Here is a 21029-nt window from a genome sequence, read left to right as displayed (position 1 = left end):
TGATTCTTCCCTATTTATTTAGCGCCAACACTTTATAATGTCAGCTTTTTTTCAAATACTTTAAAAGCACCACAATGAAATATACCCAAGGGGTACCATGCAAAACCAAATCAAAGTAGTCCATGATCTGCATTCCGTTGGCGCCTCCCATTACCCATTTTATTTTGCCCCAAATATGAGGCTCAGGCGTAAAAGGTGCCAAACCAAGGGTAAGCACTAAAACAATGGCCAATTTTAAATTTCCTTTTCCCTTTACCTCCTCTTCTCTCTGCTCACCCTTTTTCATCAATAAAGCTTGATTTACAATATTTCTATGCAGTTTCTATGCAACTCAATTTTACCATCGGCCTCCAAACCTTTCAGCAACCTAGACACCACTACCCTAGAGGTGTTTAACTCATTGGCAATTTGCTGGTGCGTTTTCTGAATTTTGAAAGTGCCCGTGGCCTGCTGTGTATCTAATAAATATTTTAAAAGCCTTTCATCCATGTTATGAAAAACTACACTATCAATAGTGGTAAGTAATTCGTCAAAACGAGTTTGATAAGAGCTGAAAACGAACTTTCTAAAACTCAAATATTTCACCATCCAAGCATCTAAATAGCTATTCGGAATCATCCAAACAATGGAGTCTTCTTCGGCCATTACATGAAAGCCCGTATTTCGGCCCTCCAAGCAACAGGCAATTGACATTGCGCAAGTCTCACCGCCTTCTAAATAGTAAAGAAACACCTCATTTCGTTGTTCGTCTTGACGCATTACCTTAAGCAATCCCTGCAAAACGATCGGCATTTCGCCTCCTCCTTGGTCTGATCCAAAAATCAGCTCTCCAGCTTTTACCTTTTTGAGCCTTCCTGCAGTTCTAATTTCTTCTGCAAGCCTCTCTTCAAGACCAGAATTGGCCAACATCTTATCTAAAAGTTCATTCATATCGTCATTCAATAAATCAGCTATTTGCTGATTTAAAGATAAGGCGAAAACCCCAAAATCGTGAGGCCTAAGACAAATGAATCAACCTGTTATCAATAAAACTTACTGTTTTTAGCAGCAAGTTTTTGCTGAGTCTCTTAAACCAAACTTCTTCAGAATAATGTCCATCAAACACCAATTCGTAAATGATGATTGAAGCAAATTAGCACCTACGAAAGCCGTAAACCACAACCAATTTTGATTCACATAAATTGATAATAGTATGCTGGCTAAAATGAAAGTACCGGCTATTGCATGTTTTACTCTTGTTACCATTGTATTCTTTTTAAATGTTATTCATTCTTTTAATGTCCATTACTGCCACGTGAATTTTCGACTCTGATTCTTGGCTTTCATTCAGGTTTCTGATCTTTAACATGACCTCATCCACAGTAAGTGTTGGCACAAAGGCATAGAATAAAACAGATTGGCGTTCGCCAATGCTTGAAGCAAACCAATTGGCAGATATGGATTCACCTTCTTGGTCTTTATAACCCGTAACATCCATGTAAGAAAAGGTTTTGACTCCCGCTTTTTTTAGTAGGCTTTTGATGTCTTTTTCAAAAGCTCTTGCCGCTGTGATTATTAATAATTCCATGATCGTATGATTACTGGTTTGATGATTTATTCTCCCACTTTTTGCGTTCGGTCATATAGTAAATAAGCGGAACAACAATGAGCGTAAGCAAAGTGGAAACGATTGCCCCTGCCACCAATGAAATGGCCAAGCCCTGAAATATAGGATCGAAAAGGATGATGGATGCACCAATCACTACCGCACCAGTGGTGAGTAGAATCGGTTTGGTACGTACCGCACCGGCATCCACGATGGCTTGTTTTATAGAAGCTCCTTCGTTTAGTCTGATCTCTATAAAGTCAATCAATAGCACTGAGTTTCTTACCATAATTCCAGCCAAAGCGATCATTCCAATGAAAGATGTAGCAGTAAAGAACGCCCCAAGCATCCAATGGCCTAACACTATACCTACCAAAGAAAGCGGTATAGCAATCATCATTACAATTGGTGTTTTGAAGTTCTGGAACCAGCCTACAATCAGCATATAAATAATCACTATCACGACCAAAAAGGCAGTTCCTAAGTCCCTAAAGACCTCCATGGTAATTTGCCATTCTCCGTCCCATTTTACCGTATAGTCTGATTCATCCTCAGGTTGGCCCATGTACATTTCGTTAACAGAGTAGCCTTTCGGCACAGTCAAGTTTTGAATCTGCTCGGTCATGCCTAAAATGGCGTACGCAGGACTTTCCAAATCTCCAGCCATATCGGCCAACACATACACCACGCGCTTCTGGTCTTTGTGATAAATTGTAGGTTGGAGGGTATCTTTTCTTACCGTGACTAAATCGCCAACGGTAACCAAGTCTCCTTGCTGCCCTTTGATTTTAAGCCCCTGTGTATCTTGCAGACTAGATTTATCTTGATCATCTAAGGCAAGTACAATACCCACTGGGTTATTGGCGTCTTGGTCATAGAAATTCGACACAGGATATTCTTGCATGAGGTAAGTGATACTTCCCACCACTTGTTGAGGGACAACACCATGCATCATGGCTTTTTCGCTGTCCACCACTAGCTTGTATTCTGTCTGTCCTTCCTCCACATTCCAATCCATATCCACCACATCTTGTGTATTCAACAGAAGCTCTCTTACTTGAGCAGCCAGCTTGATTTGTTCGTTATAATCAGGCCCATAAATCTCCGTCACTAAGGTTGAAAGTACTGGTGGGCCTGGCGGCACTTCTACGAGTTTCACATTTGCATTATGCTTGGCGGCTATGGCCTGAATATCGGGTCGAAGCATTTTGGTAATGTCATGACTCGACAAGTCACGATCAGCTTTATGCAACAGATTTACTTGGATGTCGGCCATATTGCTTCCTCCACGTAAATCGTAATGCCTCACCAAACCATTAAAAGTGATGGGTGCCGAGCTACCAATGTAGTTCTGGTAACTGACCACTTCAGGCACACCCGATAAGTATTGTGCAATTTCTTGAGTCACTGCCGCAGTACGCTCCAAGGTGGTTCCTTCAGGCATATCTACTACCACCTGAAACTCATTCTTGTTATCGAAAGGCAGCATTTTGACAACTACCGACTGGTTATAGAACAAGTACATTGAACCCAAGAGTAATACCACCGTGGCACTCAAAAGTGTCCATCTTTTCGCTTTACTCTCCAGAAAAGGAAACTCTATAGATTTATAGGCCCTATAAATGAAAGTCGTTTCGTATGCTTTTTCTTCCTTCTCTTCTCCACTTTCTTTTTCACGAAGAAAATGATAGCCTAAATATGGAGTAATGGTTAAGGCGATGAATAAGGACAGAATCATAGCGATTGATGCTCCAATTGGCATTGGACTCATGTACGGCCCCATCATTCCCGACACAAAGGCCATTGGTAAAATGGCAGCAATTACTGTAAATGTGGCCAAAATAGTAGGATTTCCTACTTCATTGATGGCATAAATAGCCGCTTGTTTAAATGGTAATTTCTTCGACTTAAAGTGCCTGTGCATGTTTTCAGCAATGATAATACTATCATCTACCACAATACCCACCACAAAAACCAAGGCGAAAAGCGTGATTCGGTTAAGTGTATAGCCCAGCATGTAATAACTGAAAAGCGTAAGGGCAAAAGTGAGTGGAACAGACAAAAACACGACCAATCCACCTCTCCAGCCCATGGATAGCATTACCAACACCGTGACGGCTATAATGGCTACGCCCAAGTGCAACAGTAGTTCGCCTACTTTGTGCGAAGCTGTTTCTCCGTAGTTCCTAGTAACCGCTACCTCAACATCGCTAGGAATCAAGTTCTTTTTCAAGCCTTCCACCTGACTAAGGATTTTATCCGCCACTTTCATGGCATCGGCACCTTTCACTTTGGCTACAGAGATAGTAACGGCTGGGTATTCTGAAGGAAATGAAGCATATTCTTCATTGGCCTTACCGTACCCAAATGACACATAATTACTGGAAGATGATGGCCCATCTACAATTTTGGCCACCTGACTTAAATAAACGGGTAAGTTTTTATTCACCCCTACTACCAACCGCTCTACCTCTTCTACAGAAGAAAGGAACTTACCCGTTGTAATCAGAAATTCTTGATCGTTTTGAACAAACTTGCCCGACTGGGAACTGCTGTTGCTGGCCTGAAGGATCTGCATAATCCCCAATGGATCTACTCCATTTTCAGCCATCTTATCTTTGTCCAGTACAACTTTAAGCTGTCTGGTTCTTCCACCAATTACCTTGGTTATGGCCACATCATTTACTTTTTCAATCTCAGTGGTTAGCTCCTCAGCCATTTGTCTAAGTTGAAAATCACTGTAGCTTTCACTCCAAAGCGTGATGCCCAACATTGGCACATCATCAATCGACCTTGTTTTCACCAAAGGCTGATAAACGCCTTCGGGGAACATTCCTTTGTTTTTTTCGAGTTCATCGTAGAGTTTCACATAGGAACGTTCTACATCTTCGCCCACAAAGAACTGAACGATGAGCACCGCTTGGCCATTCATCGACATACTGTGGACGTGCTCCACTCCTTTGATATTGGAGATGATTTTCTCTAAAGGCCTCACTACACGGTTTTCAATTTCCGTAGGATTTGCCCCTGGATAGCCAATCATAATATCGGCCATGGGTACGATTATTTGCGGTTCTTCTTCGCGCGGAATAAGAAACGAACTGTATACACCAATGATCATCAACGCCACCATAAGCAACACCGTCAGCTTAGAGTTGATGAATAGATTGGCTATTTTTCCTGAAATTCCTTCTTGCATTTCTGTCTCGTTAAATGGTTTTCAATCGGACTCAAAAGCCTTAAAATGTAACTTTAGCTCCGTTGTACAGCTTGCCTTCATGGCTTAGTATAAAGCGCTCATTTTCTCCAAGTCCAGAAATCACCTCTACTTTATCGTTGTAGGTTCTTCCCAATCTTAACCACCTTAGAATGGCGATTTTGTCATCCGTCACTACATAAACCCCAGTCAATTGTCCTTTCTGGATCAATGCGCTGGTTGGTATCATAATTTGAGAAGGCTCGGTTTCCGTTGAATTTGTAGCGAACTTCACGTTCACGAACATGCCAGAACGTAGTGCTTTGTCAGCTTCTTTGATGGCAATTTTTACCAAGTATTGACCACCCGTATTTTGTGCCGAAGGACTTAGCTCAATGATATTTCCTTCAAACTCCTTTTCAATCGACTTCACATAAACTATCGCTTTTGTGTCTTCAGTAATGCCCGAGATGTCCGATTCAGAAATAGAAGCGACTACTTGATAGTTTTCAGCATCTTCCAAAGCTATAAGTGGCATACCAGGGTTGGCCATCATACCTTCCTTGATAAATGAGTTGACCACAACACCAGAGAAAGGTGCTTTGATATTGGTATAAGCAAATTGTGCCTCCACTCCTTTTTTCATTTGCTCAGCAGCTTCTACATTGGCTTTAGCTACTTCAAATAGCGTAGTCATGTCGTCTAATTCCTTCTGCGAAGCACTCCCCTTTTCGAATAGTGATTTAAAGCGTTGAAAGTCTGTTTCTGCATTCTTTAAACCACTTTTAGCCTGAATGATTGAGGCTTCCACTTGGGCTTTTTGGGCGATTAAATCAGCATTGCTAATGTTAATGAGTGTTTGTCCTTTGCTTACTTTATCTCCCACTTTTACATGAACCTTAGTAACATTACCCATCATTCGGGTGCTTAGGTTTGCATTTTGACCTGCTTCAATTTTTCCGCTGGCAGCTATATAACCTGCCGCTTCAGAAGCATTTACTTGCGCTACTTTTACAGGCACTGAAGGAAGTTCAGTGATTTCTTTTTGATCCGTTGTGCCACAACCTACCGTTAGGAATGTCGCAAATGTTAGAAGTATATATTGGTATGTTTTCATCGTTTATCTAGTTAAAAACCTTAAGTATTCTTTCGTTAAGTTGTATTCAAATAGGGCTTGTAAGTGCTCAAGTTCCTTCTGAAACATTTGAGTTTCGGCCATCAACAAGTCGGCTGTTTTCTCTAAACCTTCCATAAATCGGTCTTTTCTGATGCGATAGGCTTCGGCTTTCTGCTCAAAAGCTTTTTGTGATAGTTCCACCTTGTTTTCAGCATCCGCCAATTGACGATTGGTTTTGTTCAGTTCGAACTGGGCTTGCTGTGTGTAATTTTCTTTTTCGATTGTGGCTTTATCCACCATGGCTTGGGCTTTCTGAATTTTGCCCACATTCTTGTTTCCATCGAAAATATTCCATGAAATCTGTAAGCCTACCAAATAACCATCAGCACCAAAACCAAAAGCGTTATTGTCGTACATCTGGTAATTGCCAAAAGCATTGATTCTAGGTAATGCGCTCATTTTATTCGATTTGAGCATTTTCTCATGCCCTAAAAGCGCCTTGTTCATGGCTGCCAAATCTTTTCTATCCTGCGATAAAAGGTTGGAAAAGTCTTCGGTTTGTAGACGGCTAGAAATAGTAGATTGCGGCTTGTATACCGTTCCGTCAATGTCAGTTCCTAACAGAGTTGCCAGTCCATCAGAAGCATTTTTAATGTTGCTTTTGGCGTATCTTAACTGATTTTCCACCTCAATTTGTCTGACGGCCACATCCAAAACATCGACCCTCTTTATCAAGCCTTGATCGAAGTAATCGTTTATCAGCTTCAACCCTTGGTCGGCAGTATATTTGGCGAGTTCTAAAACCGACACTGCCTCATAAGCCAATTGCAATTGCATATAAGCTTTAGTGGCTTCCATTTCCATATGTTCTTGAATGCGCGCGGCCTGCAATTCATAGGCTTCAACTTGAATTTGCGCGGCTTGACGCTGATAAACACCATCCAAATTGAGGAGCGGCTGCAATACCTGCACTTCTACCGAATAGTTTTCAATCCTATCTGGGTCATTCAATCGGTTGGGATCGAAATCCGCAGCGGTGAGTCTTTCTTGGTTCAGTTTAGAACCGAAAGCCATGAGCGGATTGTTGGTCATCATGGAGGTTTGTGTAGCTAAAATTGATGGCAGAAACAGTGCTTTCGACTGATTCAGATCTCCCTTTGCCATGGCCGTTTGTTGTTCGGCAATTTTTGATTGAAGATTATTCTGAAGTACGCGTTGTACCAGATCATCTTTCGATATGAGTAGCGTGTCTTGACTTTTGGCCGTAAAAGCCAGCAGGTGACCCGCTATGAGAAGTATTAAAACCTTTTTGTTCATTACGCTTTGTCCTTATTTGGATCAAAGGTAGATGGACGCTGAATGGCAGTTGGTAACGATTGTTACACACTCCTGTGATTATGACGTTGCATTGAAGATTATTTGGAAGTTCTATAACTTGAGGTTTCCAAAGCATAGATTACATGAGAGACGAAAAACATATTGACCCAGCAAGTTTACCACTTTACAGAAAGGGAAAGGAGATATTTGAGCTGGTGATGAAAATCGCTGACTTGATTCCCGATGATGATCCAAGACTTCAGAACACCAAGCAATTTATGATTCAAGATGCAATGATGCTGAGTGTGAAAGTAGCAGGTGCCTCTTCTGGTGGGGGCTTTACGATTTAAAAATGGAAGCCGCAGCGATTATTCGTAAATCGGCAAGAGATTTAATGGTTCAGAATCATGCTTTGGAAATGTTCGATTTTAAGGAGGCGCATTATTTTGATATGGTGCGGGATTTAATCGAAGAATATCGTCTGCTGTTTATCGATTGGGTAGCCGCCTTTGATCCTTGGGATTATGTCATCGACAGATGGGGTTTATTCAACCCGCCAGGCGTTGGCCCACACGACCATGACCCTGATGATGATATTCCAAGGGAATGATGGGTTGGGCACGGGTCACCCCTACGGGGCTTCACCAAATAACTAATTGAATTTTTCTACTACAAACTGTTCGCCCCGATGGAGCTTTTGGCAACTCTGGCCCTAGTTCGTGTTCATTCATTGCCCTTGTTGGTGTTCTTCACCAACAAGTCTATGAGTTTTTATGAATGGAATGAGGCTTCTAACATTAATAAGGATAGTAAATCGTCAATAAATGCTACATACTTTAACCCGATTAGCGAACGTGCATCATAAATCCCGTAGGGATGGCCTGTTGGTAGCAATAAAATATTGATTGCGAATTAAGCACCATCGGTGCGACCTGTTGATATAAAAGCAGCATAGGTTAAAGCCCTTGTTGGTGTTCTTCACCAACATGCTTCTAAAGTTTGTTAAGTATAATACAAACCTTTACTTCCCCTCCACAAACATTTCCATCAGTTCGAACTGTAAACCGTTGTAGTTGAGCGGATCCATATTGCCAGTGATGGCCAAAACGGTTTGGGTTTCATTGTGAATAAGGAAATAAGTAATTCCGCCTACTGAACCTCCACTGTGTCCATAAAATGTATTGCCGCTGTTACGCGCATAGGTAGACCATCCGATTCCGTAATTGGTTGTCTTTCCATCGGCAGTTTTCTGCGAAGTCATAAACTCGTCAAGTACTTCTTGTTTTAAGAATCCAGCTGCCATATGAGCTTGGCCGAAAACGCAGAGGTCTTCTGTGGTCCCAACAAAACCTCCCCCGGCCCATTTGTAGCTATTGTCTACATAAGGTGCAGCCACAACCTTTCCATCTTTGAATTGATAAAACTTGGTGAGGTTGGCGGTTTGGCGATCGGCATATTCTGCAACCGTATTGTCCATTCCCAATTTATCAAACACCTGTTGCTGCATAAATTGTAGAAAATCAGAAGTTTGAAAAGAGAATTCACCCGCATTGGCAGTTTCCATTGCAGCAGAAATCAGGTTCCAACCATAACTTGAATAGGAATAGGTGGTGCCGGGCTTGTTGATTAACGGATCATTCATGAAAATAGCCAAGCCATCCGTAACGGAAGGATAGTTTTTTGCACTCAAAAATTCACTCCCTTTATAATGCCGTATGCCAGCCATATGACCACCCAATTGTCTTAAAGTAATTTCATATTTCTTCTCTGGCCAAACAGGAACGTACTTTTGAATCGGTACATCTAAATCAATTTTCCCCTCCTGATAAAGCAAAGCCAAACCAGCAGCCGTGAGCGTTTTGGAAACGCTTCCTATTCGGAACTTGGTTTTGGAAGGGTCCACAGGCGTTTTATTCTCAAGGTCGGAATAGCCATAACCTTTCGAAAACACCAATTGCCCTTTTTGAGAAATAGAGATGCTTAAACCAGGAACTTGAGTTGCCTCTACAAAAGCCTTGAGCTTTAAATCAGCTTGTTCTTGAAGGCTTTGGGCAGAAACACTTACCCAAAGAAAGAGCGATAGCAGCATCCAAGCTGATTTACGCCATACGGAAGTTTGAAGTCGTTTCATAGATTATTGTTTTTTTCTGAGTACTCGGCCTGCTCTTTCGCTGGTCAGTTCGCCTTGATCGATGGTAAGTTTTCCGTTCACAATCACATAGTCAATCCCTTCTGGATAATGGTGCGGATCTTCGAAGGTGCCTTTGTCGATTACTGTTTTCGGATTGAAAACGGTAATATCGGCTTTCATGCCTTCTTTGATATAACCACGGTCTGTTAAGCCTAGCCTATCGGCAGGCATTGAAGTCATTTTACGTAAAGCAGTTTGCAAATTGATCACGCCCTCTTCCCTAACATAGTAGCCTAAAACTCTCGGGAATGTTCCGTAACCTCTTGGGTGAGGGTGTCCAACTCCGGGCTCTAACAGTGAGCCATCTGAAGCTACCATCACCATAGGATGCTGCATTATTCGTTTTACGTCTTCTTCATTAATGGCGTGGAAAACACAAGAGGCTCCACCGTTCAATTGTGCTTCAATCACCAATTCGGCACCATTTCTAAAAGTGGGTTCTAACCCTCGTTGAATGGCCCAATCCTTTAAAGTCTTTCCATTTAATTCTGGTTTGTATTTAAAAGAAGCAAACTGCACCACATCCAATTGTGCACCTCCTCTATCGAATTCTAAATTGAACATGATTTCTTCAATGATTTTCTCTTTCGTTTTAGGGTCTTCTAGCCTTTTCTTCAAGGCCGAAGTTCCTCCCGCCATTGCCCAAGTAGGGATAAGCACCGAAATACCTGTTGAACTGGCGGTATATGGATATTGGTCTGCCATAATATCCAAACCAATATTTCTAGCCGAATCAATCATTGTCAAGGTTTTTATACTTGCACCCCACATCGGTCGGCCAATGGCTTTGTGGTGCGTAAGAATCACTGGAATATGGGCCTCACGGCTAATCATAATGGCTTCTTGCACGGCATCCAGCAAACCCAAACCCTCTTCTCTTAAATGCGAAGTATAGATACCACCTGCTTCGCCCGCCACTTTTGAGAGTGCAATCACTTCATCAACCTTAGAAAATGACCCCGGCACATATTTAAGCCCAGTAGAAATACCGAAAGCACCATTGTCCATGGCCTCTTGTACTTTAGCTTTCATTTCTTCTAATTCTTCAGCCGTTGGCTCGCGGTTATCTGTTTGCATTACAGCTCTTCTGATAGAGTTATGCCCTACCAAATAAGCGGCATTCACACCCAAATCATAGCCTTCTAAACTATCAAGGTAAACCTTCATAGGCGAAGGCCCTCGACCATCGGGGCCACCCAAAACTGTGGTCACCCCTTGTTTGATGGCGCTTTCCGCAGCGGGCAACCGCATGATGGATTCTACATGGGCATGCATATCTATAAAACCGGGAGAAACTGCCAAACCCGTTGCGTCAATGCGTTTGGTGGCTTTGGCTTTGCTTAAGTCACCAATCTTCACGATTTGATCTCCATTAATACCAATGTCGGTGACTTGCTCTACGTTAGTAGTGCCATCGTAGACAGTTCCATTCTCAATAATGATGTCGTAAGAGACTGATGTACCGCAGGATAGCATAAAACAAAAAATGAGCGCTGCAAAAAGTAGTTTCTTAAACATAGACTTAAAATTGAAGAAGGAAGATAGTCAACTTATATGATAAATACCCAGCTAGAATGTGTTGGGAGGTTGTATAATCAAGCAGTTTAGCTTCAGCCACGTCTTGAAAAACGAAGCATAAACTTTGCGTTCTTTAAGGTCTTTTGCAATTAAAAACACTCTGTTCGCGAGGTGATTATTTAATTAGAACGAGAAAAAAAATAAAAAAAGAAGGGTTAAAGGCTTTAAAAACGTATCATTGCTAAGTACATAGTGCTAATTTTACATAATTAAGCCATAATCAATAGCTTACCCACTGTAAACCAAACACTTATTACTCCCGAACAAAACAATTGTGCTGTATTTCAAATCTGGGATTATTCCCCTCTTTAAATTTGAAAATTACGAACAGATGCAGAACAGCAATATATTTATTACGGTGGATGACGATCCCATCAACCAATTCCTATCTAAAGTAATCATCACAAAAAACGTGGAGAATGCTGAAGTAATCTCCTTTAGTAATGTTCAGGATGCAATGAGTTTCATTACTGATGAAAAATCCAGTTTCCATAAAATCATTTTACTTCTCGATATTAACATGCCTCAGTTTGATGGCTGGGACTTTTTAGATCAATTCGACCACTTTGATATTGAGCTCAAGAAAAAATTTGATATTTATCTACTCTCCTCTTCGACCGATAAGGCCGACTTTAACAAAGCCAAATTTTACTCTTCGGTAGTTGATTTTATTGCAAAGCCGCTGACGAGTACTTCTCTCGATATAGTTTTCAAGCGATTAAAAGCCGCATAAAGCTAAAAAGCGTATTCGGCAAACTACATTCCGTAGAACAGTCATTATTAATTATTAGGTAGATGTAAACGTGTGTGTTTGTGTGGCATTCTACCTTCTGACCTCGTCATAAAAATGACGGGGTTATTTTTTGTTCAAAGTTTAAATAAGCAGTAAAAACCTAAGCTGGGTTTAGGTGATTCTGTATATAAATGACCAAAAAATCACCTTCAACCGACTTTTTCGAGCTTCAAACACCGCCTTAAGTATTTCACCTATTTCTTTATCGTCAGTTTATCTCCCATTATCGAAGAAAAGAGTCCGTTCGTCTTTTCTGCCGAAATAGCGTGTTTTCACCCCCTACTTTTGATTCAAGAAAACGAAAACAATACGCAAAATGGAAACTATATTAATCGTAGAGAGCAACACAATGATGAGATTATTCTTGGCAAATTACCTAGAGAATGATCATAGTGTTAAAGCTGTTAAATCTCCAGCAGATGCTCTAGAGTGGCTAGAAGGAAACGAGGTAGCATTAATATTAGCGGATTATCAAATCAAAAATTCCAAGGAGTATCAGGAGCTAAGTCAATTAAAAAAGCAAGCCGACTTGAATACAACTCCAATGATTATTCTTACCGACAATGACAAGAGCGAGCAAAGAATTCACGCTTTAGAACTTGGCGTTAGCGATTCAATTAGCAAGCCATTCAGCCCTGTAGAACTCAGTTTAAGAGTAAACGTGGCCTTAAAGTCTGGCCAGTTAAGAACTCGATTCCAAAAAGTAGCCTAAACAAAAAGAATCATGAAAAAATTAACTGCACTACTTAGCCTGCTTCTAATGATGGGTTGCGTAAAAGAACCAGATTTTGACCAAGTAATTGAAGAGTCGGTTGAAGTATCAGAATTTGCTGACTTCGATTTTACAACTGTAACATCTACACAAATCAATCTGACTTTTAAGGATGCCCAAGGTACACCTTTAAAAGGTATTAAAATTCAATTGATAGACCCATTAACAGATCAGGTTTTGATTACTGGGTTTACAAATGAAGATGGAGTTTTGAATCAGAAAATAGCTTTGGCGAACCATTTAACTGAGTTGGTAATGGAAGCCCAATACATTGGCATTCCAAATAGCATTTCTATTCCAATCATATCGAATACACTCACATTAAACTACAACGGCTCAATTGACCCCTCACAAGTAATTGATAACACTTTATCTGAAGCCAATACAAGCTCAGTAGGATACGCAGCAGCAGGAACTACATTCAGCAACAGCACGCCTACCATTGTATATATGGGAGGTTATAATTCTGCTGGGGTGCCCAATTATTTAGAATCGGAGCGCGATATTGTTTCCGCATCCATTTTAGAATACATCAATGCATCATTACCAGAAAGTCTGCCCGTGCCAGATTATCACCCAACCTATTTGGCCAACGGAAAGAAAACAACTTTAGACCTTGTAGAAACCGCAGACGTTTGGTTGACTTTTGTACATGAAGGAGCAGGATGGAGAAACGCAATCGGTTTCTACACCTATCCTACCAACACACCTCCCCAATCGTTAAACGATGTACAACAAATCAATGTAGCCTTTCCTAATTTATCATTCGCTGGCAGTGGTGGTGGATTAATTACTGGCGACAAAGTAAATATTGGTCGTTTCGAGCCAGGAATTTCAATTGGTTTGGTATTATTGGCCGATGGTTGGGATGGTAATAAATCGGAAGATTATCACCACGTAGTGTTTGCCGATAAAAACCTAAACCCAGAAACAGACGACAACTTAAAGCAACACAATGTTTTGCTTTGGGACGAAGAGAACGAACTATTTCTACTTGGTTTTGAAGACGTTAGAAGAGACGACATTCCTTTTAAATGTGATCAAGATTTCAACGATGCCATATTATTTGTATCCTCAAACCCGGTAAAGGCCATAAGCACTACCAATGTCAGTCCTATTGATAAACCTGGTGTTTTAGATACTGATGGCGATGGCATTAACGATACTCTTGATGAATATCCTAACGATGGCACTAAAGCCTACGACAGCTACTACCCTTCTTCTACTACCTACGGCACCTTTGCTTTTGAAGACAATTGGCCAAATATGGGCGACTATGACTTTAACGATTTGGTAGTAGACTACCAGTTTAAGCATATCATGAATGCTAATAACAATGTGGTTGAAATGGCACCGAAGTTTGTGGTAAGAGCCGCAGGTGCAGGTTATAGAAACGGTTTTGGTTTCTCAATTGACCTTATAGCAAGTGATATTTTAAACACAGAGGGTAATGTTTTGAACACTGGAATTATTAAAACCAATGCCAATGGAACAGAGGCCAACCAGCGCAAAGCAGTATTTATTGTTTCAGACAATGTACACGACCTGTTCGCGACAAGTGGTTTTATCAATACTCGAAATGAAGAAAGCCATGCTGAGCCATCAATTGTGAGTATGACAATTAAATTCAACAGCCCAAAGGCAATCGAAAACTTGGGTACTGTGCCTTACAACCCCTTTATTATAATATCTCAGAATAGAGGTAGAGAAGCGCACTTACCGGGCTACGCCCCAACAGATTTAGTAGATGAAAGCTTTTTTGGAACAGCTGATGATAACTCTGATCCATCACGAGGCGACTATTATAAGTCGAAAACAAGTTTACCTTGGGGAATTAACTTACCAGAAAGCTTCGTTTACCCTGAAGAAAGTGTTGACATAAGAAAAGGACATTTAAGATTTAGTGATTGGGCTAAGAGCAGCGGCTATAGCTACATGGATTGGTACAGAAGTATAGACGGATATAGAGAAGTTGGAAAACTGTACACAAAGGGTAGTGAATAAGTGTGTGTGAAGTGTTAAGTCCACTACCCAAGCCCCGGCATGAAAGTGTCGGGGTTCTTTTTTTATAACTTAATGAGCTGAAAACCAATTTCACTAGGTTATCCCCAACTTAGAGCCCAAAGACCAACCATTTTATTCCTCTATTTATCATAAATTAATCGCCAAATGTGTTAAGTTTGATTTATATCAACTGTGATAACACATTCATTTTTTCATTTACCAAAGCCAACCATCATGAAGCCATGTTTAAAATTTTTAGCGCTAAGTATCCCTTTCTTCTTTGCTTATTCAATAACAAAAGCCCAAAACACTGAGCTCGAAAAAACAACAGGCTATGTAAACTTTAGTTTGGGCGAAACCACCCTTCCACATGAAAAAACTCAAAGTCTGGCCCTCTTTGGTTGCAACACAAATATTACCATCGACAGTAAATTATGGAACGGGCCAAAAGGTTTCAGTTGGAATAAAGCGAACCAAATACTCTCTGACATACCCGTGGGGCATCAAGTAGACTCAAAAACAAATAAGCCCTATTATGTTGCTAAATATTATATCGCTTCGCCCCCAGTTTTTAAAGCAGGCGGCCAGAATGACCCAAATACCTTATATGACATTGGCATAGTGACTCCTGACAATTTTGTATTGGAAGGAAAAAAGCCCGTTCAGATGGTTTACATGAATTACAACGTGCTTAAACCAATGTATATCAAATATATAGATGTAGAGTTTGATAGTTCATTCGATGGCTTAGGTGTTGATTTTGTACCCTTTATGGTGGAATGTTTTGACTTTCCGTGGAGAGAAGCAAACGGTATTATCGATGCTCAAGGAGCCTCAGGTATTGGCTCATTAACCAAAGACTCAACCAACATAGGCAGGCTTTTTCTCCCCTATTATTACCCAAATGATGCAGAAGGTAAAGTGTCCAACAACTCCAGTGGAAAATACCTAGACTGTGAGGTAACACTGCTGAATGATATTCTTTTTCATTACGAAGTATTCTTTATGGTGAATGGAAAAAAGTACACTACGTTAAACCTGAAAGAGTTTCAAAACGAAAAAATAAGTTTTCATGCCGAATATCGTGAAGAGCTGTCATCAGGTTGCGTTGAGTCTAAGCAATAAAATCCCTATCTTCCTTTTTAAACAAAATTCAGTATTATGAAACTTGGCGCATTTTCCGTTAGCCTTAGTGTGAAAGATCTAAAGGCCTCTAAAGATTTTTACGAAGCTCTAGGCTTTACCGCATTTGCTGGAGATATAGAAAAAAATTACTTGATCATGAAAAATGGTAATGCCTTGGTAGGGCTTTTTCAAGGTATGTTTCCAAATAACATTCTCACTTTTAACCCTGGTTGGGACGAAAACGCACAAAAACTTGAGTCTTTTGATGATGTCCGCGCCATACAAAAGGAATTAAAAAGCAAAGGCATTGAGCTTCAAAGTGCGGCAGACGAAAACAGTTCTGGTCCAGCCAGTTTAGTAATTACAGATCCAGACGGCAATGCAATACTTATCGATCAGCATGTTTAAGGTCTGATCCTTACCTTTTAATTTAAGAACTCTTCTCATCATTTTGTCAACACTTCATTACTGAAGGGCTGTTGAAATAGACTGGGCAGAACAAAAGAAATCAGATAAAACTGCCCAAAACCAACATCTTCTAATTCATTTCATTCAACTGCCAAAACCCTGCAGTCGTCTAAATTGTCCAAGCCGAGGCCTCATTCAGAATAGCTTTGTATCAAAGAAAATAGAGCTATGAGACCTTCATTAAAAGTACCCTTTGTAAAAAGAGCCTTCGACATCACCGTAACCAGCATTCTTATCCTATGCTTGGCTCCCCTATTCCTATTGGTCATGATACTGATTAGGCTGGAATCCAAAGGCCCCATCTTCTACTACTCTTACCGTGTAGGAATGGGCTATAAAATTTTCAAGTTCTATAAGTTCAGGTCAATGCACACCGATGCCGACCAAATGGTGGAGCAGCTAAAGCATTTGAACCAATACGCAAACGATGAAGCGCAAACAATTAAAACAAAACCTCTGACGCGCTCAATCATAGCTTACTCTAACCACGATCATATTTTAGTGAAGGACGATGAATTATTTGAGGAATCGGAATATGAGCAATTCAAAGCATTAGAAGACAAAAAGGCATTTGTGAAGATCAACAACGACCCAAGAATTACGAGAGTGGGCAAGTTTATCAGAAACACAAGTATTGATGAATTACCACAACTGTTTAACATTCTTATTGGCGATATGTCATTGGTAGGCAATCGCCCATTGCCGCTCTATGAAGCAGAAAAATTAACAACAGATAAAACCGTAGGACGCTTTTTGGCACCTGCCGGACTCACGGGCTTATGGCAAGTTACCGAACGCGGAAAAGCGGGGATGAGTGCTGAAAGCCGATGCGATTTAGACATTGAGTATGCGCTGAAACATAACTTTTGGATGGACATGAAGATTCTCTTCAAAACTCCATTAGCAGCTTTACAACATGAAAACGTATAAATCATGAGACGATTTATAGACTTCTGGAACTCCTTATTGCGTAGCCCAAATTCAGGAAATTACATTCCTTTTATAGATGGTTTTAGATTTCTGGCCATAGCTCCAGTTATTTTTCAGCATGCCAACGAAAGACTTTTAAAGTATAGCGCTAGTGCCTCAAATCAATCTGGCTGGGAACAAATGCTTTCCTTTTTGATAAGCAGAGGTACAATTGGTGTGTTTATATTTTTCGCCATAAGCGGATTTGTACTTACCATGCCCTACGCCAAAGGCAACAAAACATTAAGCTACAAAACGTATATATCGAGAAGACTTACCAGAATTGAACCTCCGTTTGTATTTTGGATCAGCTTCTTTGCTCTTATTCTTTTGTTACAGAGTAACTTAGGTGTTGGAAAAGTACTCGTACACTACTTTGCTACATTAACTTATACCCACAGTATTATTTATGGAGAATACTCCATTATCAATCCAGTGGCCTGGTCGCTGGAAGTAGAAATTCAATTTTACCTCATTGCTCCTTTTATTGCATTGCTCTATTTCAATCAGAAAGATGGTTTTGTGAGAAGAAGCTTTCTGATCATCTTCTTAATTGCTTACATCACCTTTCAATACGTATTGGGTTGGAATTTACATCCGCTCAAAGCCACTTTACTGGGCCACTTGCAGCATTTTCTGATTGGCATGTTAGCGGCAGATCTATATGTCAACCGTAAAACGATTGGTCGTATTAAACCTTGGGTTTGGGATGCCCTCGCTCCTGTGCTTTTGTTGGTGATGGCCTTTACCTGGACGGAAGAATATTACAAAACATTAATCTTCAATTCGGCACTTATTCTTTTGCTTATGGCAGGCTTTAATGGCCACTATTTTAACAAGTTTTTGTCCGTAAAATGGATCACCATCATTGGTGGAATGTGTTATACCATTTACCTCATTCACTTGCCATTGCTCGAATTGCTCTATTCAGTTATCGGCTCGTTTGGTTACTCATCCCCTTATTGGTTACAGTTATCGATAAGTCTGATTATCGCCATTCCTATCGTGTTATTTAGCAGCATGATATTCTTCAAAACAATTGAAAAGCCCTTTATGAAACCTGCCGGATTTAAAAATCTAATGGGCAGCATCAAAGGTATTGTTTCGGAGAAAGCGGTTCAAACTCAAAAATAGAAACCATGAAAAAATTATTGCTAGTTATATTATTGATCAGTGCTACGGCACTAAATGCTCAGGAAACTCCCACTGGAATGGACAAGATCAAACCATTGGATTCTCTGATCAGTATGGCCCTTAGAAATGCGCCTTCGGTACATCGCCTTACAACAGGCCAATTACAGAAAGAGGAAGAAATGGCCATGTCGAAAAAAGACTGGTTGCAACATGTAGCATTGACCGCTGGCTATAACTACGGTAATGGAGTTATCTCTGATCAACTATTGACTTCAAGCGATAATCAAAACACTTTCGTTACCCGCCAAAACGCTACTTATAATTTAGGGCTTAGTATCAGATTACCATTTTCGGAACTGGTATCGAGAAAAAATAAAATCAAGTTGAATAAGTATGCGATTGAAGAAATAGAATACCAAAAATCTGACATCAAAAAAGTAATTGCCGAAGAAGTAACCAAGCGTTACAATCAGCTTAGCCTTTCATTCAAAATTATAGAATTACAAACCGAAAAGATGCAAGCCAACGAATCGGCATTGATGCTGACCGAAGGCTATTTCAAAGCCGGAAAAGCAGAGATGGACGCTTACCGAATGGCTTTAGACATTGCTACTACTTCTAAAATAGAACTAGAAAAAACCAAAAGCGATGCTTGGTATACCTTAAAAACCTTAGAGCAATTGGTTGGGTCACCTATAATTCGATAAGCCATGAGTTTCGTTCAAATCGTTCGTTTATTAGTTCGCTTTTCGGCCTACATTGGCCTTACCGCACTGTGCCTGGCCTTTCTTGTATTTTGGTTTACCAAAGATGCAAAGCAAGAATACCAAAGCCATACCTTACTCAATACCGGACTTATTTCTGGGTATAATATTGAAAGTAATAATGGCGAGAGAATCGATTACGCCTACACCAATAACGAAATGGAGAACCTTATTAATTTGGCCACTTCATTCGAAACGCAAAAGGAGCTTTCCGCCAGGTTATTGGCCCATATACTTTTAGAGAGATCGAAAGGGGAAAACCCAATTTTAAAAGGAAATCAGGAAGTACTCGAAACCAGTTTAGAAAATATTGAAGTAGAAATAAGCGGAAGAGACTCTTTAAAATCAGTTCAGCAAAAGATAATTGAACTAAGAGAAGCCGATAAGCAGAATGCCATTTATGAACTCACTTATTCCAAAAATCTATTTTTTGGTCTAGATCAATTAGAAAACATTAAAGTAGTTAGAGAAGGCAATAGCGATATGATCCGTATGGAATACGCTTCTATTGACCCTTACATGAGCCAAATCACCTTGTCATTCCTCACTGATATTTTCATGGAAAGTCAGTTAGATACAAAAGAAGGCCAAACGGAATCGGTAATTCTATTCTTTGAAGAAGCAACCGCCAATACCTTGGCCAAATTAAAGCAAGCAGAAGACGATTTATTGAATTTCAGAGTGAAAAATCAAATCATCAACTACTACGAACAAACCCGCTTTATTTCTGGAAATAAGGAGGAACTAGACAAACAATTTCAAGATCAGTTGAAAATAAAAGCGGGAGCAGAATCGGCCATAAACCGTATTGAGTTAGAAATTGACGACAAAAGTGTATTGCCTGTAATTCAAGAAAGAATTGCCGACAACCAGAAGAAAATAGCAGAATTCACCAATGAGCTTACAGAAATTACCATCACAAACGATAGTCTTTTAGATAGACAAACGCTTGTTAAGAAAAGAGACCTTGAAGCAAAAATAAAAAACCTCAAGGCCGAAATGATTGCATCTACGAAAACGGTTATTGCGGTAACTCAAACCTCTGATGGGGTTCCCACTACCAATCTTTTGACCCAATGGTTGAACAATGTGATTAGTAGAGAGGAATCTTCTGCAAAACTGGAAGTAATGAAAGTACGCCAAAAAGAATACGAAGCTATTTATGATCGCTTTGCGCCTTTAGGTTCTACCCTTACCCGTTTAGAAAGAGAAATTGATGTAGCTGAAAGAGAATATTTAGAAAACTTACGCAGCTACAACCAAGCTAGGCTTGACAAATACAATATGTTAATGTCGAGCAACTTAAAGGTAATCGACAAACCGTTTTACCCTGCTCAGCCAGAAAAATCAAAAACTTCGATGATGGTGATTCTAGCCTTCATGGTAGGGTTGGTCGTTCCATCAAGTGCGGTTATCGGGATGGAATTTATGGATAGTAGCTTGAAGAGTCCTAAAAATACTGCAGAGAAAACTGGGCTAAGAATAGCAGGCCTCATGCCTAAACTGCCCAAAGATGTAGAGAAATCTAATATCGATTTCGATACCATTACCGACCAAGCCATGAACTTATTTGTTCAAGAATTGAGAATAGCAGGCAAAAAGACCACAGGCAAAAAGAATGTAGTAGTCTTCAGCATTCAAAACCAAGAAGGTAAAACTACATTGATTGAAAATGCTCAAAAATTTATTGGAAAGCATTTCGATGAAAATGAATTCAACTGGATTGAATTGCCTTCAATTCTAAACAATCCTTATGGTCATGACAAAGTGAAAAATGGCGACATCCACATTCTAGTTGCTAAAGCAGATAGAAAATGGACCGAAGCCGATCAACATGCACTGAAAGTGTACAAAAAATATGTAGGTCAAAAGCCAGTAGTGTTCCTCAATGGGGTTAGAACAGACATTATGGAAGATGTGATTGGTGAAGTACCAAGGAAAAGAAGCTGGTTAAGAAGAAAAGTGAAAGCCGTTTTGAGCTAAGGCTTAAAATGCACGGGAGAAGAAAGAATTAGA

The 21029-nt window shown here is 40.2% G+C and carries 20 protein-coding genes; 11 read left to right on the top strand and 9 right to left on the bottom strand.

Annotated features, from left to right (window positions below; translation table 11 throughout):
* Positions 1-40: 40 nt before the first annotated feature.
* The 7 genes from MB14_RS16150 to MB14_RS16120 all read right to left on the bottom strand — a co-directional run bounded on the left by MB14_RS16150 (position 41) and on the right by MB14_RS16120 (position 7215).
* Positions 41-286, bottom strand: coding sequence for a hypothetical protein (locus MB14_RS16150; RefSeq protein WP_062593413.1), 246 nt, complete (start codon positions 284-286; stop codon positions 41-43).
* 14 nt (positions 287-300) lie between these two features.
* Entirely contained in the window at positions 301-930 is a 630-nt protein-coding gene (locus tag MB14_RS16145; protein WP_062593411.1) for a Crp/Fnr family transcriptional regulator, read from the bottom strand.
* A 111-nt stretch (positions 931-1041) separates the two neighbouring features.
* Positions 1042-1245: a YgaP family membrane protein gene (locus MB14_RS16140; RefSeq protein WP_053221974.1), complete on the bottom strand. Its 204-nt coding sequence runs from the start codon at positions 1243-1245 to the stop codon at positions 1042-1044.
* Positions 1246-1255: 10 nt separating this feature from the next.
* Entirely contained in the window at positions 1256-1567 is a 312-nt protein-coding gene (locus MB14_RS16135) for a hypothetical protein (protein ID WP_062593409.1), read from the bottom strand.
* A gap of 10 nt (positions 1568-1577) precedes the next feature.
* Positions 1578-4784, bottom strand: a complete 3207-nt coding sequence (locus tag MB14_RS16130) for an efflux RND transporter permease subunit (RefSeq protein ID WP_062593407.1) — start codon at positions 4782-4784, stop codon at positions 1578-1580.
* A gap of 40 nt (positions 4785-4824) precedes the next feature.
* Positions 4825-5898: an efflux RND transporter periplasmic adaptor subunit gene (locus tag MB14_RS16125; RefSeq protein WP_062593405.1), complete on the bottom strand. Its 1074-nt coding sequence runs from the start codon at positions 5896-5898 to the stop codon at positions 4825-4827.
* 3 nt (positions 5899-5901) lie between these two features.
* Positions 5902-7215 carry a TolC family protein gene (locus MB14_RS16120; protein ID WP_062593404.1) on the bottom strand — a complete coding sequence of 438 codons (1314 nt, stop codon included), beginning with the start codon at positions 7213-7215 and terminating at the stop codon, positions 5902-5904.
* A 143-nt stretch (positions 7216-7358) separates the two neighbouring features.
* Here MB14_RS16120 and MB14_RS19150 point away from each other — a divergent pair, with 143 nt between their 5' ends.
* Together MB14_RS19150 and MB14_RS19145 are read left to right on the top strand one after the other, a co-directional pair.
* Positions 7359-7565, top strand: a complete 207-nt coding sequence (locus MB14_RS19150) for a hypothetical protein (RefSeq protein WP_246032565.1) — start codon at positions 7359-7361, stop codon at positions 7563-7565.
* A gap of 2 nt (positions 7566-7567) precedes the next feature.
* Positions 7568-7825, top strand: coding sequence for a hypothetical protein (locus MB14_RS19145; RefSeq protein ID WP_246032564.1), 258 nt, complete (start codon positions 7568-7570; stop codon positions 7823-7825).
* 411 nt (positions 7826-8236) lie between these two features.
* On the opposite strand, the gene MB14_RS16110 is transcribed toward MB14_RS19145, so the two are convergent.
* Both MB14_RS16110 and MB14_RS16105 read right to left on the bottom strand, forming a co-directional pair.
* The gene (locus MB14_RS16110; RefSeq protein ID WP_084376116.1) at positions 8237-9346 is read right to left on the bottom strand and encodes a serine hydrolase domain-containing protein; all 1110 of its coding nucleotides are present in this window, start codon (positions 9344-9346) and stop codon (positions 8237-8239) included.
* A 3-nt stretch (positions 9347-9349) separates the two neighbouring features.
* On the bottom strand, positions 9350-10924 hold the full coding sequence (locus MB14_RS16105) for an N-acyl-D-amino-acid deacylase family protein (protein WP_062593399.1): 1575 nt from the start codon (positions 10922-10924) through the stop codon (positions 9350-9352).
* Between the two features lie 391 nt (positions 10925-11315).
* Between MB14_RS16105 and MB14_RS16100 the strand changes: the two genes are divergently transcribed.
* From MB14_RS16100 to MB14_RS16060, 9 genes are all read left to right on the top strand, one after another.
* Positions 11316-11717: a response regulator gene (locus MB14_RS16100; protein WP_062593397.1), complete on the top strand. Its 402-nt coding sequence runs from the start codon at positions 11316-11318 to the stop codon at positions 11715-11717.
* 376 nt (positions 11718-12093) lie between these two features.
* Positions 12094-12489 carry a response regulator gene (locus MB14_RS16095; protein ID WP_062593395.1) on the top strand — a complete coding sequence of 132 codons (396 nt, stop codon included), beginning with the start codon at positions 12094-12096 and terminating at the stop codon, positions 12487-12489.
* A 12-nt stretch (positions 12490-12501) separates the two neighbouring features.
* Positions 12502-14553 carry an LruC domain-containing protein gene (locus tag MB14_RS16090; protein WP_084376115.1) on the top strand — a complete coding sequence of 684 codons (2052 nt, stop codon included), beginning with the start codon at positions 12502-12504 and terminating at the stop codon, positions 14551-14553.
* A gap of 234 nt (positions 14554-14787) precedes the next feature.
* The gene (locus MB14_RS16085; RefSeq protein WP_062593391.1) at positions 14788-15678 is read left to right on the top strand and encodes a hypothetical protein; all 891 of its coding nucleotides are present in this window, start codon (positions 14788-14790) and stop codon (positions 15676-15678) included.
* 36 nt (positions 15679-15714) lie between these two features.
* On the top strand, positions 15715-16086 hold the full coding sequence (locus MB14_RS16080) for a VOC family protein (protein ID WP_062593389.1): 372 nt from the start codon (positions 15715-15717) through the stop codon (positions 16084-16086).
* A gap of 228 nt (positions 16087-16314) precedes the next feature.
* Positions 16315-17076 (top strand): sugar transferase, encoded by a 762-nt coding sequence (locus MB14_RS16075; protein WP_062593387.1) that lies wholly within the window; start codon positions 16315-16317, stop codon positions 17074-17076.
* Between the two features lie 3 nt (positions 17077-17079).
* Positions 17080-18249: an acyltransferase family protein gene (locus MB14_RS16070; RefSeq protein ID WP_062593385.1), complete on the top strand. Its 1170-nt coding sequence runs from the start codon at positions 17080-17082 to the stop codon at positions 18247-18249.
* A gap of 5 nt (positions 18250-18254) precedes the next feature.
* A complete protein-coding gene (locus MB14_RS16065) occupies positions 18255-18956 on the top strand; it encodes a TolC family protein (protein ID WP_062593383.1) in 702 nt (233 codons plus the stop codon).
* A 3-nt stretch (positions 18957-18959) separates the two neighbouring features.
* Positions 18960-20996 (top strand): GumC family protein, encoded by a 2037-nt coding sequence (locus MB14_RS16060; RefSeq protein ID WP_062593381.1) that lies wholly within the window; start codon positions 18960-18962, stop codon positions 20994-20996.
* The last annotated feature ends 33 nt before the right edge of the window (positions 20997-21029 follow it).

Origin of the sequence: Roseivirga ehrenbergii, from assembly GCF_001593005.1 — a bacterium.
Classification (GTDB): domain Bacteria; phylum Bacteroidota; class Bacteroidia; order Cytophagales; family Cyclobacteriaceae; genus Roseivirga; species Roseivirga ehrenbergii.
This window is presented reverse-complemented; position numbering and strand designations above follow the sequence as displayed.

Coding starts and splice junctions, on each gene's coding strand:
- MB14_RS16150 (WP_062593413.1), bottom strand. CDS start 286: ATGAAAAAGGGTGAGCAGAGAGAAGAGGAGGTAAAGGGAAAAGGAAAT.
- MB14_RS16145 (WP_062593411.1), bottom strand. CDS start 930: ATGAATGAACTTTTAGATAAGATGTTGGCCAATTCTGGTCTTGAAGAG.
- MB14_RS16140 (WP_053221974.1), bottom strand. CDS start 1,245: ATGGTAACAAGAGTAAAACATGCAATAGCCGGTACTTTCATTTTAGCC.
- MB14_RS16135 (WP_062593409.1), bottom strand. CDS start 1,567: ATGGAATTATTAATAATCACAGCGGCAAGAGCTTTTGAAAAAGACATC.
- MB14_RS16130 (WP_062593407.1), bottom strand. CDS start 4,784: ATGCAAGAAGGAATTTCAGGAAAAATAGCCAATCTATTCATCAACTCT.
- MB14_RS16125 (WP_062593405.1), bottom strand. CDS start 5,898: ATGAAAACATACCAATATATACTTCTAACATTTGCGACATTCCTAACG.
- MB14_RS16120 (WP_062593404.1), bottom strand. CDS start 7,215: ATGAACAAAAAGGTTTTAATACTTCTCATAGCGGGTCACCTGCTGGCT.
- MB14_RS19150 (WP_246032565.1), top strand. CDS start 7,359: ATGAGAGACGAAAAACATATTGACCCAGCAAGTTTACCACTTTACAGA.
- MB14_RS19145 (WP_246032564.1), top strand. CDS start 7,568: ATGGAAGCCGCAGCGATTATTCGTAAATCGGCAAGAGATTTAATGGTT.
- MB14_RS16110 (WP_084376116.1), bottom strand. CDS start 9,346: ATGAAACGACTTCAAACTTCCGTATGGCGTAAATCAGCTTGGATGCTG.
- MB14_RS16105 (WP_062593399.1), bottom strand. CDS start 10,924: ATGTTTAAGAAACTACTTTTTGCAGCGCTCATTTTTTGTTTTATGCTA.
- MB14_RS16100 (WP_062593397.1), top strand. CDS start 11,316: ATGCAGAACAGCAATATATTTATTACGGTGGATGACGATCCCATCAAC.
- MB14_RS16095 (WP_062593395.1), top strand. CDS start 12,094: ATGGAAACTATATTAATCGTAGAGAGCAACACAATGATGAGATTATTC.
- MB14_RS16090 (WP_084376115.1), top strand. CDS start 12,502: ATGAAAAAATTAACTGCACTACTTAGCCTGCTTCTAATGATGGGTTGC.
- MB14_RS16085 (WP_062593391.1), top strand. CDS start 14,788: ATGAAGCCATGTTTAAAATTTTTAGCGCTAAGTATCCCTTTCTTCTTT.
- MB14_RS16080 (WP_062593389.1), top strand. CDS start 15,715: ATGAAACTTGGCGCATTTTCCGTTAGCCTTAGTGTGAAAGATCTAAAG.
- MB14_RS16075 (WP_062593387.1), top strand. CDS start 16,315: ATGAGACCTTCATTAAAAGTACCCTTTGTAAAAAGAGCCTTCGACATC.
- MB14_RS16070 (WP_062593385.1), top strand. CDS start 17,080: ATGAGACGATTTATAGACTTCTGGAACTCCTTATTGCGTAGCCCAAAT.
- MB14_RS16065 (WP_062593383.1), top strand. CDS start 18,255: ATGAAAAAATTATTGCTAGTTATATTATTGATCAGTGCTACGGCACTA.
- MB14_RS16060 (WP_062593381.1), top strand. CDS start 18,960: ATGAGTTTCGTTCAAATCGTTCGTTTATTAGTTCGCTTTTCGGCCTAC.